Raw genomic sequence first — 15,457 nt, forward strand, 5'->3', positions numbered from 1 at the left:
AAATACGTTTAAAAAAGCCAATGAAAATCCATGAAAGGTGAGACAAAATAAAAGCTCCATTACCTGTCAGTGTAATGGAGCTATGAAATTTTCTTGATACTGTCCGTTGTAATTAATTGGTTTCTCCTCTGGGCTCTTCCCTTCTCATGTCCCGGTTCATTCTATAGAGGTGCCGGACAAAATCTCGGTCAGCTTCCTGAAGCAAGTAAGCCTGTTTGGGACTTAAGGCCTTGGCAAACTTGGCTATATATTCTTTTTCTAGATCTAGAAGTTCTTGTTGGGTGGTTAATTTTGAAGCAATCAACTCTTGCGCTTTTTCATCGGTAAGGTCTTCCTTGTCCACTCTGGATTGACTTCTCATCTTCTTAAAGATGTTTCTTCTTTTTTCTTCAAACTGGTTATAAAGGGGCCAGAATTTAGTGGCTTGGTCTGGCTTGATGTCCAACCTTTGGGTAATAAAGGCTATTTTGGCTGCTTCCAGTTTTTCTTGGTCATAAGCAGGTTCATTTCTCCTTTGGGCGTAAACGCTTAAAGAGAGCATTCCTAGAAGCAAAATAAGGCTTAATTTTTTCATTTTATTTAGGTTAATAACTCCAGAGTTCTTCTTCCAATTCACTATCACTCACATCGTATGATCCCCATTCTTCAGCCATCACCTGATCCAATACAGCATTAGGGTCTTCCGAGAGGGAAAGTACATCTTCTACATTCCAATCTCCTTGGTCGATCAATAGCTCTACTTGATCATCAACAGCAATACTATTGGCTTCAAAAAGGGAATTGGAAGATTCAAACTTATAAATAAACAGGGCTGCTGAGAATATCAAAACTGCTGCAGCTGCCCATCTGCTATAGTTTATCTTTCGAATATTGTTTTTACTTCTATCCAGTATTTCGTCTGGAAGGCTTTCGAAGTACCCTTCAGGAACTTTAAATATGTCTCTTTTAGGAATGTTTTTCATAACGCTAATTCTTAGACAGTTGATTTCGCAAAAGGTTTACTCCCCTTTGATTTCCTTTTCTATTTTTTTTACTGCATGGTGATAGCTTGCCTTTAAGGCACCAACTGAAGTTTCAGTAATTCGACTGATTTCTTCATAGCTAAGTTCCTCATAATACTTTAAGTTAAAGACCAATCTTTGTTTTTCAGGAAGTTTTAGCAATATTTTTTGTAATAATACCTGAATGGCATCACCATCTATGTGTGGTGATGTGTCGAGATAGTTGGCCATTTTTTTTTCGTGATCATCAATCTGTAAGAAAAAGCGTTTCTTTTTTTTCTCCAGAAAATTAAGACTTTCATTGGTAGCTATGCGATATAGCCAAGTAAATAAGCTTGATTCGGCCTTAAATTTATCGATGTTTCTAAATGCCTTCACAAAGGTGTTTTGTGTAATATCATTGGCATCTTCATGGATAATGACCATTTTTCTAATGACCCCATAGATTCGCTTCTGGTATTGCTCAACCAACAAGCGGAACCCCCTCTCTCTCGTTTCAGGTGCTTTAACTAATGATAAAATGGTACAGTCATCCAAAAGGTTCATGGTTAGCTTAGACCGTTAATCTAACGATAAGTTTAATGAGGTAGTAAAAATTCATGACTGAAATACATTAATAGTTTACTTTTAATAAATATAAAGTTTTCTTAATATGAAAAAAGTTTACTAATAGTAAAATTTTATTCATCTTTGTGGTATCAATATTTACAAATGTGAATAATTTAAATGGTCCGGGAATTTAGCTTTTTATATAATGATATCACAAAAAAGTAGAATAAGGGTCAACAAAAAGTGCATTTGAAACATAACTAACCATGAAAAATAACTTTGATCTTGTCGTAATAGGTGGGGGTGTTTTGGGAGCCTTTCATGCTTTTCATGCTCTAAACCTTGGACTTAAGGTAGCTTTGGTTGAAAAAGACAAGGCACCGCAGAGTGCTACTACCAGAAATTTTGGACAAGTAGTTCCTTCTGGGATGAATTCCAAATGGCAGGCATATGGCCGGGAAAGTTTGAAGATTTACAAAGAAATTCAGGCTAAATTTGATATTTCCATTCGCAATAATGGCTCTGTTTACTTGGCTTCAAATGAGGAGGAAGTGCAGTTAATTGAAGAACTCCATGATATAAACAAGGGGAATGACTACTCATCCTCTATGTTGAGCAAGAAGGAATGTTTGGAGAAATATCCAGGCCTAAGAAGTGATTATGTGAAGGCTGGATTGTTCTTTCCTGATGAAGTGACTGTTGAGCCAAGAGTTATGATCCATCGACTTTTAGAGTTTTTGGAAAGGGAAAAGGGTTTGGAGATTTTTATAAACCAGACTGTGGTCAATTGTGAAAAGGCAGGAGAAAAGATTCAGGTTCACATGGCAGTAGGGAGTAGGCTAGAGGCTTCAAAGGTGGTGATATGTAATGGTAAGGACTTTAAGCTGTTGTATCCTGAGATTTTTGCCCAAAGTGATCTTGAAGTTTCAAAACTTCAGATGTTGCAGACCAAGCCGCAGGAGAATTATCAGTTACTTGGTTCTGTATTGACAGGTTTATCTATCAGACGTTATGAAGCGTTTTATGAGTGTCCATCTTTTGCTGAAATTAAAAAGAAAGAGGCTGTAGATAGTTTAGAAAAGAAATGGGGAGTACACATTCTTTTCAAACAGGCTATGGATGGGTCGGTTATTCTTGGAGATTCCCATCAGTATGCGGACGCCAGCGATATTGACGATCTGGGCTATGGATTAGATATGGATATTGATGGTTTTATGATCCAAGAAGCTAAGAAAATTATTGATTTACCTACTTATGAAATCGCCCACCGATGGTATGGAATGTATGCTCAGTGTAAAAATCAGGATATTTTTCAAAAGACCATAGATGAAAATATCCATATCATAACGGGAATTGGAGGCAAAGGCATGACCGGTAGTGCTGGTTTTGCTCATGAAAATGTAAAGCAAATATTTAACAAATAAGGAGTTATGGAAAAAATAGAATTGGTGGTGTTTGATATGGCAGGTACTACTGTCGATGAAGACAATATAGTTTACAAAACAGTTAGGCAAGTAATTAACGATCAAGGGTACAATGTAAGTCTTGAAGAGGTGTTGGAGTTTGGTGCAGGTAAAGAAAAGCATCAAGCTATAATAGATGTTTTGACAGCTTGCACTGATGAACAAAATGTACAAGCAACTGCAGATAAGGCTTTCGCCAATTTTAAACCAAGCCTTATCAAGGCCTATGAAGAATTGGATGTAAAGACCTTTAGTGGTGTGAAAGAACTGATGGAGTCCTTACGGTCAAATCAAGTTTTTGTCGTACTAAACACAGGCTATGATAGAAAGACTGCCTCGGGATTATTAGCAAAGCTAGGCTGGGAAATCGGAAAAGATATTGATGGACTTGTCACAGCTGACGATGTGGTCAATGGCAGACCTCAGCCGGATATGATCCTAAAAGCAATGGAAATTGTAGGAGTGAAAGATCCCCACAGGGTACTTAAGGCTGGAGATTCAACTATTGATATTGAAGAAGGTAAAAATGCCAATTGCGGATTGACCATTGGGGTCTTGAGCGGTGCACAAACTGAGAATCAGCTTAAGACAGCCTCACCTGATCATATCTTGAATAGTGTAGCGGAATTGGAAAGTATTTTATTATAATTAGTTTGTTTATTGTTTGTATCGCAAGGCCTGCCCATTGGGTAGGCTTTACTTTTCATTGTTGATGAAGAAATAGAATACCAACATTTTGGCTGGTTTACTTGCGTTATTTACAGGGACATGGGGAATTCGGCCATCAAAGAATATGGCGTCTCCTTCCTGCAAAAGAACTTCCTCTTCACTGATAATATAACTGCATTCTCCGGAGATCATATATTTGAATTCAAAGGCATCGGTCTTAACCTTGTCTCTTTTGGACCCTGGTTGAACCTCAAGCATAACTGCTTCAAAACCCATGGAGGCAAGCTGTTTGCCAAAAATCAACTTGTAAACAAAACCTTCAGCATCCTCTTCTTTTTCAATGACTGAAAAGTCGGCTGATCGGCAAACAAAAAAGTTGTTTTCCCCATATTGGGGCAATCCGCTGAAAAACTCCGGAACATCTATTTCAAGCGACTTTATGATGCTCAATAAAACAGGTAAAGATGGTATGGTTCGGCCATTTTCTATTCTTGAAATAAGTCCATTACTCACATCTGCTTTGGAAGCAAGGGTGTGAATGGTTTGCCCATTGCTTTTTCTGATTTCCTTGATTCGTTTCCCAATACCTACTAAATAATCTTCCATTCCTTATTTTCTGAGCAATCTTAAAAATTTTGTTGGAGCAGCTTAAATTTCAAGTATATAATCCAAGATTCCTGCATTTTTCCCTTTTGGTCTTGTTACTACGAGTGGAAAATCCTCGTTAAGCTGGATCAATCTTTCAGCAATGCTTCCAATGAACAGGGCTGTTGCTGCTGTTCTTCCTTTGGCCCCAATAATAATCCCATCCACATCAAGTTCCTTGGCCTTGTTCATGATATCTTCAACAGGGTCATCATTGTTGTCAATGGTGTACATTGGATCTATTTTTACATTCTTTGTATCGATCTTACGAATGAACTTTTTGAAATTCACTTGTGCATTGACCTTCATGATTTCCGCAAATTCCTCATAGCTTTTCCCGGTAAGGTGATAGCCTGACGGGACAGAGAATACGTTTTGACAAATAATCTCTACGTGTTTTCCATTTCTTTCTGCTATCATGATAGCTTCCTCCAAAGCATCTTTGGAATAATCAGAAAAATCACTTGGAACTAACAGTTTGTCAACTTTGATTTCTTTGCAATTTTCAGGAACGATCATTAGTGAGCAAGAAGCCCTTCTGGCCAGTCTTTGTGAGACTACACCACTTCCCGGTAAGGTTGTTTTTCTACCCACCAAGATCATATCTGCAGACTTCTCGTGGGCAAGTTTTAGTATTTTTTTAGATAGCTGCCCTTCTTTCACCACATAGGAAATGGCAATGTCATCACTTTTGTTGAAATGCTTTTCAACGATCGCTTTCATTTGTCCCTTCCTTTCATCCACCATGTTTTCTACCAGGTTTGGAAACTCCTTAAGGATGTCTTTTGGTATCTGAAGGTTTCGGATAACATTAGTAAAATAGACTTTCTTTGTGTTGTTGATCTTAGCAATAAAAGAGGCATATTTTACCAAAATTTCATCCATTTCGGTGTGGTCGAGGCAAACGATTAGTTTTTTAATTTGATACATTTCCTAAGCAGCTAAGTTTGGTGCAAAATTATGATTTAATGTGGAGTGAAAGCAATTAAAAATTAATTATTGTAGCAATCTTCCAAGCACTGCCATGTAGCAGAAGTCTTGATCGAATATAAACTTAATGTTTAAAATTTACCAAAAAAACAGGCTTTTAGCTAAAGAGATTGGTAAACATCCATTTTTTTGATAAATCCATTTCATAAGTTAATTGTTGATTTGAGTATAAGATTAATGTCTCTTCAAAAATTGTTGAATAAGAATTTAAAATAGATCAATTTGGTGACTGAAGAATATTGTTACAAATAATTTTATTGATCAAGTGTTTTTTTGTTCAAATATTTCGTGTTTGATAATTTATTCAAATTATTGAATATGAGTTACTTGAGGTGGTTTCTATATCAAAATGGATATCTTTATCATTCCTCAATCTTATTTGTATATTTGCAAAAGGCTCGGATCGCCGACATGTTCAAACTTCACAATTAACAAAAATACCGAGTGAAGCCTTTTTTCAAAACCAGGCCTCATCCTGATTTATTTCAGGACCTCGTTTCTTCGGAAGCAGGATAACAGTGGAAGGTTGCGAAATTCGGGCAGCTCAAATCTTGTCTATAAAGAGGTTTGCAACACTCTAAGGTCCGGGCTTTTTGTTTTTTTAGTTCTTAACTCATACGTCCTACCAAAAAAACAAAAAGAGAGAAATGAAGATCATTTTCCCTCTTTTGATTGTTATGGTTAGTTGTGTTGTTTTTTAATAAAGAATTCTGAACCTGATTGTACCCTCTATTTCTTTCATGGCATCGATTACATCTGGCGAATAAGCCTTGTCTATATCCGTAATCACATAGCCGATTTTTTCATTGGTTTTCAGGTATTGGCCCACAATGTTGATTTTGTAGTTTGCCAACACTTGGTTGATTTTGGCCAGTACACCAGGAGCGTTATGGTGAATGTGGATCAACCTGTGCGCATCACGCAAGAAAGGTAACTGAATATTAGGGAAGTTTACACTGTTGAATGTATTACCAGTATTGATGTATTCGATTATTTTACCAGGTACAAACTGGGCAATGTTTTCCTGTGCCTCTAAAGTGCTCCCTCCAATATGAGGAGTCAAAATGGTATTAGGACAGCCTTTCAATTCAGATTCAAATGGCTCATCATTGTTTTTAGGTTCAGAAGGGAACACATCTACTGCCGCGCCAGCTAAGTGACCAGTTTCCAAGGCTTCTTTCAAGGCAGGAACTTCCACTACATGACCTCTACTTAGGTTAACCAAGATGGCGCCTTTTTTCATTTTGAAGATCTTTTCCCTGTTTAGGACATTTTTATTGTCCTTTCTCCCATCCACATGAAGTGAAATGATATCACAGGTTTCCAGTAGCTCATCTAATGAATCTATTTTGGTAGCATTGCCCAGTGCCAGTCTTTCTACAATGTCATAGTAGAGAACTTGCATTCCCATGCTTTCTGCCAAAACAGAAAGTTGTGCTCCAATATTTCCATAGCCAATAATGCCGAGTTTCTTTCCTCTTACTTCAAAGCTTCCTGATGCAGACTTGTTCCAAATACCCTGGTGCATTTTCAGGGTTTTGTCATGAAGGTTTCTCATCAAGAAAATGATCTCTGAAATAGCAAGTTCTACCACAGAGCGGGTGTTGCTAAAAGGTGCATTGAAAACTGCAATTCCCTTTTCTTGACAGGTTTCCAAATCGATTTGATTGGTTCCGATACAGAATGCGCCGATAGCGATCAATCTATTGGCATTTTCCAATACTTTTTTGGTGATCTGGGTTTTGGAGCGAATCCCAATGATGGAAACCGTTTTGATTTTCTCACATAACTCCTCTTCAGACATGGCAGAGCTTACAACTTCTACATTGTAACCTTCTTGCTTCATGATTTCAACCCCAATAGGGTGCACGTTTTCCAAAAGCAGTACATTGATACGGCTCTTTGGATAGGAAAATTTCTTATTCATTTTATTAACATACAAAATTTCATCCAAGCTAGGGGCAATATGATCCGCTTTTGAAGAAACTTTTGGACGATTGATGTTCTCAGTAAATGCGTAAAATTTATTGGCAAGCCCAGAAGCTTTGATTTCATAATCAGTATAGCCGTCACCCACCACATAAACATCGCCTTCAAGGTTAAGGGTCTTGATGGTTTCTGGTTTGCCATTGTTTTTGGATAATAGGTTGTCCCGGTTAAAGTCTATGATGTTGTCATCTTCATCATAGATAAACTCGTTGGCAAAGACATTTTCTTCACTAATGCCATAAATGCCTACTACAGGGGTGATAAAATCTTTAAAGCCATTGGAAATAATATAAATGTTGTCGGCATTTTCCTGAAAAAACTCCCGGTTTCTTTGGAAGGACTTGGAGATTTTTTTCTTTAATTCAGCTACAAGTTCACTGATTTGCGCTTTGTTGGCATTCAGTATTTCGATTCGCTTTTCAAGACTTTCACGGAGTGTTACTTTTCCCTCCATACCAAGGTCAGTGATGTCTTTGATCGCCTTTAATTTTTCATCTCTTTTTGGGTCATTTCTCAAACTTATCTCACCCAAAATATCTAAGGCTTCTACTTGAGTAAATGTGCTGTCAAAATCGATGATAAACTTTTTAATCATGGTCATTTTGTGGTGAACTTTTAATGATTTGGCCGTAAATTTAGTATATTATTAATTTATATTATTATTTGTTGCGAAAAATACTTTTAAAATTTTAAAGGTGTTTTTCAGAAAAAGCATATGTATTTTTGTGAAATCTTATAATTAAACGAAATAGCCATGAAAATTGTCACTAAGCTCTTTTGGGTACTATTGATATCCGTAAATATTTTGGCCTGCAGCACCAAAGAAAATGCCCACGAAAAAGTTTCGGAAACTGATCAAAAAGAAACCAAGTCTGATGAAAACGTAGCAGGAGACTATGGTTCAGAATTGGGAGAAGGAGAGGTTACACCTCTAAGCACTATGATAAGTTCCTTGGAACAAAATGAGACTTTCAATGGGAAAATTGAAGGAACTATAGAAGAAGTTTGTGTCAAAAAAGGATGCTGGCTGACCATGGCTTTACCAAATGGTGAGAAGATGCGGGTAACTTTCAAAGATTATGCGTTCTTTGTACCGACAAATTCCCAAGGGTATCCTGTGGTTTTGGAAGGTGAGGCCATTAGAACGGTTACAGATGTGAAAACATTAAGGCATTATGCTGAAGATGGGGGAGCTTCCAAAGAAGAAATAGAAGCGATCAAATCACCCAAAGAGGAATATACTTTTGAAGCAATAGGGGTAGTGATCGCAGAAAAATAGATGATTATATGGCAATAGCATTGGATAATTTGAGAGTGGGTAGGATATATTACCTTGTAAACTATGGTGAAAAACGACAGTTGGAAGTTTTAGCTAAACTCGGAAGGGATAATTTCCAAGTAAAAGATTTGGATACATTGGAAATATATGAAATGGAAGAGTTGCTCCAATGGGGGATTGGTAAAGATTACGACTTGGATGAGTTACGTTAATCTTAAAGATCCACATTCCTGTTTTTATTGTTTTTCTAGACCTTTAAAAAAAGGATTTAGCACTGTTTAAAAGTACCATTTTTAGGCGGTAAAAATGCAATCCAATGGTTTTAAATGAATAGCATGTTTCTTCTAACTGATTTATTGATGATAAGAGGGGAGTTTATGGAGAATTATTGCCGATCATATAATAATATAGCCATTGCATTAAAGAAAATATATTTTTGCATTTAATGAGATAAGTGCAGACTTTATTTAAATTTATGGTAAATGACCATAGATGTGAAGTCTGGAAATTCTCTTCACCCAAGTTCAATAACTTAACCATTTTAAGATGCTTTCTAAGGAAAGAGGTTAGCGCCTTTGGTATTGCCTACATCTTAATTCATCCACATTTCATGGGGAGTCCCGTGGTTAAATTTTGTGAAGCTGATAGATTCAGTTTTTGGATTTCTAGAAAGTATTAGCCTTGATTGTGGCACTTCTAACTTTCTTTCCAAAGGTCTTCAGTCATGTAATAGGTTTAGTTAATTGAACGGGTATTTTCTAAAATATAAATCTCCAAAATAGCCAGGGGTTGCCGAAGTGGTCTGAGAAGGTCACTAGGGGAAATTATTGTCTGGCTTGTAGGGGAGTGAGGATTGAATAAACTACTACTACTTAAACTATATACCATTTATGAAACTGACGTTTTACAACAGAGATTCCACTAATTATTTTAGCTGGAATGCTCTACTGCTCTTGATGGTTTGCATGCCTCTTGTTTTTTCTTGCAATGAAGGAAACACCAGAGAGTATAAAAGAAACAAGCCTTTGAGTATTCCAATTATGAAGTTGTCACCAAAAAAGATTGAGGTGCCCCAAACTTATGTCTGTGATATACAGGCTGTGCAATTTGTGGAAGTGAGAGCGAAAGTGGAGGGATTTGTAGATGAGATTTTTGTAGACGAAGGAGAGTATGTGAAAAAAGGACAACCTTTGTTCAAGTTGAGTTCTGCGGAGTTGGCAGAAATGGTAAATAGTAATCGCGCGAGATTGATGCAAGCCAAAGCTGAGGCCCAAGCAGCAAAATTGGAGATGGAGCGTTTACAGACATTGGTGGATAAAAAGATCATTACCTCTTCTGAATTGGAGCTCGCCCAAGCAAAATATGAAATGGCGCAATCTGGGATTATGGAAGCAGAATCCATGCTTAAAAATGCCCAAACAGGACTTTCTTACACCACGATCAAGGCTCCTTTTGATGGAATTGTAGATAGAATCCCTTTTAAATCAGGTAGTTTGGTGACTACAGGTGATTTGATGACGCACATCACGGATATTTCTGAGATTTTTGCTTACTACAAAGTCAATGAAAATGAATACCTCCGATTTATGAGGGAAAAATTGGAATCGGGTGAAGAAGAGGTGTTGGAGAAAGAGTTGACCTTGGTTTTATCTGATGGACAAGAGTATCCCTATAAAGGAAAATTAGAGACCATGGAAGCGGACTTTGAGCAGGGAACAGGATCTATTGCATTTAGGGTAAGGTTTCCAAATCCGGATGGTTTGATCAAGCATGGCGCAAGTGGGAAAATCAAGATGACGAGTGAACTGGATAATGTGTTTTTGATTCCACAAAAGTCAAGTTTTGAAATTCAGGATTTTAACTATGTATATGTACTGACTAAGGACAATCAAGTTCAGGTGAGAAGTTTCAGGCCTTTGAGAAGGTTTGGGTTATTTTATGTAGCGGATGGATTTAAAGATGGCGACAGTATCATCTATGAAGGAATTCAGCAGGTGAAGGACGGTAGTGTCATTGATCCTGTAGCCATTTCTGATGAAGAAGCTTACGATACGCTTTTCCAATCTTTATAAGAGCTTGATTGACCAATTTATTTTAGTACAGTATGTTTGAAATATTTATCAAACGGCCAATTCTATCTACCGTTATTTCGGTGATTATTACTTTGGTCGGTTTATTATCATTGACTTCATTGCCTGTAACACAGTTTCCTGAGATTGTACCTCCTTCAGTAACCGTTACAGCCCAATATACAGGTGCCAATGCTGAGGTATTGGCCAAAGCCGTAGCTACTCCCTTGGAAAGAGCCATCAATGGCGTTCCGGGAATGACCTATATGAACTCCGTAAACACCAATGATGGGGTTACGGTGATTACCGTGGTTTTCAAAGTAGGTACCGACCCTGACCAAGCTGCAGTAAACGTGCAAAACAGGGTTTCTACAGTAATTGATGAGTTGCCTGAGGAGGTAATCCGTGCAGGGGTGATGACAGAAAAGGAAGTAAACAGCATGTTGCTTTACTTGAACCTGATGAGTTCTGATACCACCCAAGATGAAAAGTTTGTTTACAACTTTGCGGATATCAATGTTCTTCGGGAATTGAAACGTATCGATGGGGTTGGTTTTGCGGAAATCATGGGAGCACGGGATTATGCCATGCGAATTTGGCTCAATCCTGATCGAATGGTTGCTTACGATATTTCGCCACAGGATATTACAGAGGCCATTCGTAACCAAAACGTAGAAGCTGCTCCAGGTAAATCAGGGATCAGCTCGGATAAGGATCCTCAAATGCTGCAATATGTGCTCCGCTATACTGGTAAGTTCAGTCAAGAAGAGGATTATGAGAATATTACGATTAAGGCCTTGCCCGACGGTTCTTTACTGAAAATTAAGGATGTAGCAGAGGTAGAGTTTGATTCTGAAGATTATAACATGGTTTCCATTACTGATGGAAGTCCTTCTGCTTCTATCATGATCAAGCAACGCCCGGGCTCTAATGCAAGGGACGTGATCAATTCCATCAAAGCAAAGATGTCAGAGCTACAAGAAACTTCCTTCCCTCCAGGAATGACTTTTAATGTTTCTTACGATGTTTCAAGGTTTTTGGACGCATCCATTGCAGGGGTAATAAAGACCTTGGTTGAGGCATTCTTGTTAGTGTCCATAGTGGTATTTATTTTTCTTCAGGACTTTAGGTCTACTTTGATTCCAGCCATTGCGGTGCCAGTTTCATTGGTGGGGACTTTCTTCTTCATGGATTTATTTGGGTTCTCTATTAATCTACTAACCCTATTTGCATTGGTACTGGCAATTGGTATTGTGGTGGATAATGCGATTGTAGTGGTTGAAGCTGTCCATGTGAAAATGCATGACGAAAAGATGAATGCTAAAGATGCCACCATAGCTGCGATGAGAGAAATAGGTGGAGCTATTATCGCCATCACCATGGTTATGTCAGCTGTGTTTATTCCTGTCGGTTTTATGTCAGGGCCTGTAGGGATTTTCTATCGACAGTTCTCTTTGACTTTGGCCATTGCCATTGTGATTTCGGGTATAAATGCCCTCACACTTTCTCCTGCTTTGTGTAGTATTTTGTTAAAGCCGAATCATCATGAAGAAGGTAAACCGAAAAATCTAATACAGAAATTCTTCGATGGTTTTAACAGAAAATATGAGCAACTTTCAGGTAAATATGCTTGGGTATTAAAAGGAATAGTAGGCCGTAAGGCGGTTACTTTTGGTGCCTTAGGATTGTTTATCATTGCAACTTTTGGAGTCAGCAGTATCCTTCCTACTGGTTTCATCCCTACTGAGGATCAAGGGATGATTTATGTCAATGTAACCACTCCTCCTGGTGCTACAGTTGAGCGGACCAAGGTGATTTTGGATGATGTTCAAGCGGCCTTATTGCCTTTGGATGAAGTGGAAACCGTCTCTACTTTGGCGGGGTACAGTTTACTGACTGAGACTGCTGGTGCATCTTATGGAATGGGAATGATTAACCTGGTTTCTTGGGAAAACAGGGATAAGAGTGTTGCCCAACTCATTGAGGATTACCAAAGTCGTGTGAGTCATATCACAGGGGCTGAAATTCAATTTTTCCCTCCTCCAAGTGTGCCTGGTTTTGGTAATGCAAGTGGTTTTGAAATGAGGCTTTTGGATAAAACCGGTGGGCCTTTGGACATTACGGCCAGCACCACTCAGAACTTTGTGGAGGCGTTGAATGAAAAACCAGAGTTGAATGGGGTGTTTACCAATTTTGACCCAAACTTCCCGCAATATATTCTACATGTAGATCATGATAAGGCTTCTCAGTTGGGAGTGTCGGTAGATGATGCCATGCAGACTTTGCAGAGTTTTATTGGTAGTTTTTATGCTTCCAACTTTATCCGTTATGGCCAGATGTACAAGGTGATGATACAGGCAGCTCCACAGTATCGAACAAACCCTGAATCATTATTAAAAATGTATGCGAAAAGCAGTCGGGGAGACATGGTTCCTTATTCCAACTTTGTTTCATTGGAAAGGGTGTATGGACCGGAGCAGCTTACCCGTTACAACATGTACACTTCTGCCATGATCAATGGTGAAGCAGCGGAAGGTTACAGTAGTGGTGATGCCATTCAGGCTGTAGAAGCTGCTGCTTTGGAGTTTTTACCTAGAGGGTATGATATTGATTGGTCGGGTATCACCAGGGAGCAAATTGCTTCTGGGAACCAGGCTTTATACATTTTCGCCATTTGTTTGGTGTTTGTCTATTTGCTTTTGGCTGCTCAGTATGAAAGTTACCTTTTGCCATTGCCGGTAATCCTGTCCTTGCCAGCAGGGGTGTTTGGAGCCTTTTTGCTATTGAAGCTAACAGGTTTGGAGAACAATATTTATGCACAGGTTTCTCTGGTAATGTTGATTGGTTTATTAGGTAAAAATGCCATTTTGATCATTGAAATTGCGATCCAAAACCGGGCAAAAGGGTTTGGAGTGATTCAATCTGCCATCAACGGGGGAGTGGAAAGGCTAAGGCCGATTTTGATGACCTCATTTGCTTTTGTGTGCGGTTTGATTCCATTGACCATTGCTTCTGGAGCGGGTGCTATTGGTAACAGAACCATTGGTACAGCAGCTGCCGGAGGGATGTTGATTGGTACGATAGTGGGGATATTCCTGATTCCTGGCTTGTATGTGGTTTTTGAATCATTGGCGACACATTTTAAGAACAAATCAAAAGTAGCAGCAGAAGCATGATGAACAGAAGAAATATAGTAGGTGGAGCTCTGATCGTTCTTATGGCTTGGTCCTGTAAGACGGGAGAAATCACCCAAGATCAAAATTTACAAATTCCAACTGACTATGGTGTGGAAAAGGATTCTGTCGAAACCATGGCGGCAGAAAACTGGAGCATGTTTTTCGAAGATGAAAAATTAAAAAGATTAATAAGCACTGCTCTTGAAAACAATCAGGATATTCTGAAAACAATGGAAAGAATCCAAATTGCCAATGCTCAAATGATCAAAGGCAAACAAGGAATGCTTCCTGAACTTAATCTCATGGCTGGTGCCAGCCAGCGGAAATTTGGTGATTATACCATGGACGGTGTTGGTAATTATGATACCAATTTCTCTGATAATTTAACAGAAGACCAAAAAATCCCTTCACCCTACAAGAATTTTATATTGGGTGGAGAGTTTTCTTGGGAACTAGATATTTGGGGTAAATTTAATAACCGGAAAAAGGCGAGTGTGGCACGTTGGCTAGCCAGTCAGCAAGCGGCGAACATGGCCAAAACCCAATTGATAGCCAATGTGGCTAAGTTCTACTATAACATGGTGGGATTGGATGAGGAAATCCTAATTTTGAAGAAGAATATTTCCTATCAGGAAATAGCCTTTAATCTTTCCAAAGACTTAAAGGAATCTGGAAAGGAAACGCAACTGGCTGTGGATCAATTTGAAGCCCAACTGCTCAACTCAAAATCACTCCTAATTCAAAAGGAGAGAGAATTGAGGTCTGTAGAGATTTCCTTGATGGGATTGTTGGGAAGTTATGAAGATGGCTTAAACCGTACTACACTTTCCCAAGTGGATTTTGTTCCGGAAATTATACAGATTGGCGTACCAGCTGATTTGCTTCAGAGAAGGCCGGATATTCGTCAAGCAGAGATGGCCTTAGAAGCCAGTAAAGCGGATGTAAAAGTGGCCAAAGCGGCTTTTTTCCCTTCTTTGAGACTCTTCGGTACAGCTGGTTTCAATGCCTTTGAATTTAGTAAACTATTTCTAAGTCCTGCATCTACCTTTTATGAGGCAGGGGCCGGTTTGGTTGCGCCCATCTTTAATCGCAGTCAGATAAAAGCTTCCTATAACCAGGCCAAGTCTTCTCAGAAAATTGCCTTTTTGGATTATGAGCAAACGGTCTTGAACGCCTATTTGGAGGTACTTGATATGGTAAATGTTTATTCCACATTAGACGAGCAATTGGACCTGAAAACTGACGAGGTATTGGTACAGCGGAGATCTATTTCCAATGCAAACACCATGTTTTCTGTGGGATACGCCAACTACTTGGATGTGATCAATTCACAAAACAGGGCCTTGGAGGCAGAATTGGATTATGTGGCTTTGAAAACCCAAAAACTACAAAGTATAGTCGATCTATATCGTGCTTTAGGAGGTTCCATGAGCCAACCTGAGCAGCAAGAAGAGACTTCATGACTAGATAGTGATATTAATAACTCCTAAAAAAACTACTCTTAGGTAGCTTTTTTAGGACATGATGATAAGGGAAGCATTTGGTTTGAAACTCTTGATTGCTATTGGATTCATGATAAGGAATATATTTTCTGTCATTCAGCACCAAAAACAAAGGCTGTCCATAT

Annotated in this window: 13 protein-coding genes; 7 read left to right on the top strand and 6 right to left on the bottom strand. The window is 38.6% G+C overall.

Annotated elements, in window-relative coordinates:
• Nucleotides 1–112: 112 nt before the first annotated feature.
• The 3 genes from JL001_RS13275 to JL001_RS13285 are packed head-to-tail and all read right to left on the bottom strand — an operon-like array spanning nucleotide 113 to nucleotide 1,547.
• Complete coding sequence (locus tag JL001_RS13275) at nucleotides 113–574, bottom strand: Spy/CpxP family protein refolding chaperone (RefSeq protein ID WP_200976706.1); 462 nt, start codon at nucleotides 572–574, stop codon at nucleotides 113–115.
• A 10-nt stretch (nucleotides 575–584) separates the two neighbouring features.
• A complete protein-coding gene (locus tag JL001_RS13280) occupies nucleotides 585–962 on the bottom strand; it encodes a hypothetical protein (protein ID WP_200976708.1) in 378 nt (125 codons plus the stop codon).
• 36 nt (nucleotides 963–998) lie between these two features.
• Nucleotides 999–1,547: an RNA polymerase sigma factor gene (locus JL001_RS13285; RefSeq protein WP_200976710.1), complete on the bottom strand. Its 549-nt coding sequence runs from the start codon at nucleotides 1,545–1,547 to the stop codon at nucleotides 999–1,001.
• A 269-nt stretch (nucleotides 1,548–1,816) separates the two neighbouring features.
• Here JL001_RS13285 and JL001_RS13290 point away from each other — a divergent pair, with 269 nt between their 5' ends.
• Together JL001_RS13290 and JL001_RS13295 are read left to right on the top strand one after the other, a co-directional pair.
• A complete protein-coding gene (locus JL001_RS13290) occupies nucleotides 1,817–2,974 on the top strand; it encodes a TIGR03364 family FAD-dependent oxidoreductase (RefSeq protein WP_200976712.1) in 1,158 nt (385 codons plus the stop codon).
• Nucleotides 2,975–2,980: 6 nt separating this feature from the next.
• The gene (locus JL001_RS13295) at nucleotides 2,981–3,661 is read left to right on the top strand and encodes a phosphonatase-like hydrolase (RefSeq protein ID WP_200976714.1); all 681 of its coding nucleotides are present in this window, start codon (nucleotides 2,981–2,983) and stop codon (nucleotides 3,659–3,661) included.
• Nucleotides 3,662–3,709: 48 nt separating this feature from the next.
• Here JL001_RS13295 and JL001_RS13300 read toward each other — a convergent pair whose 3' ends face one another.
• From JL001_RS13300 to serA, 3 genes are all read right to left on the bottom strand, one after another.
• Nucleotides 3,710–4,288 carry an XRE family transcriptional regulator gene (locus tag JL001_RS13300; RefSeq protein WP_200976716.1) on the bottom strand — a complete coding sequence of 193 codons (579 nt, stop codon included), beginning with the start codon at nucleotides 4,286–4,288 and terminating at the stop codon, nucleotides 3,710–3,712.
• 42 nt (nucleotides 4,289–4,330) lie between these two features.
• Nucleotides 4,331–5,257: a universal stress protein gene (locus JL001_RS13305; protein WP_200976718.1), complete on the bottom strand. Its 927-nt coding sequence runs from the start codon at nucleotides 5,255–5,257 to the stop codon at nucleotides 4,331–4,333.
• Nucleotides 5,258–6,014: 757 nt separating this feature from the next.
• Entirely contained in the window at nucleotides 6,015–7,907 is a 1,893-nt protein-coding gene (gene serA / locus JL001_RS13310; protein WP_200976720.1) for a phosphoglycerate dehydrogenase, read from the bottom strand.
• Nucleotides 7,908–8,060: 153 nt separating this feature from the next.
• Here serA and JL001_RS13315 point away from each other — a divergent pair, with 153 nt between their 5' ends.
• The 5 genes from JL001_RS13315 (at nucleotide 8,061) to JL001_RS13335 (ending at nucleotide 15,293) form a co-directional block, all read left to right on the top strand.
• Nucleotides 8,061–8,585, top strand: coding sequence for a DUF4920 domain-containing protein (locus JL001_RS13315; protein ID WP_200976722.1), 525 nt, complete (start codon nucleotides 8,061–8,063; stop codon nucleotides 8,583–8,585).
• Nucleotides 8,586–8,593: 8 nt separating this feature from the next.
• Complete coding sequence (locus JL001_RS13320) at nucleotides 8,594–8,797, top strand: hypothetical protein (RefSeq protein ID WP_200976724.1); 204 nt, start codon at nucleotides 8,594–8,596, stop codon at nucleotides 8,795–8,797.
• A gap of 678 nt (nucleotides 8,798–9,475) precedes the next feature.
• Nucleotides 9,476–10,657, top strand: a complete 1,182-nt coding sequence (locus JL001_RS13325; protein ID WP_370567376.1) for an efflux RND transporter periplasmic adaptor subunit — start codon at nucleotides 9,476–9,478, stop codon at nucleotides 10,655–10,657.
• A 32-nt stretch (nucleotides 10,658–10,689) separates the two neighbouring features.
• Entirely contained in the window at nucleotides 10,690–13,830 is a 3,141-nt protein-coding gene (locus tag JL001_RS13330; protein WP_200976726.1) for an efflux RND transporter permease subunit, read from the top strand.
• Nucleotides 13,827–15,293, top strand: a complete 1,467-nt coding sequence (locus JL001_RS13335) for a TolC family protein (protein WP_236252808.1) — start codon at nucleotides 13,827–13,829, stop codon at nucleotides 15,291–15,293. Before JL001_RS13330 ends, JL001_RS13335 begins: the two co-directional genes overlap by 4 nt.
• Nucleotides 15,294–15,457 lie beyond the last annotated feature (164 nt).

It is taken from the genome of Echinicola sp. 20G, assembly GCF_015533855.1.
Taxonomy (GTDB): Bacteria; Bacteroidota; Bacteroidia; order Cytophagales; family Cyclobacteriaceae; genus Echinicola.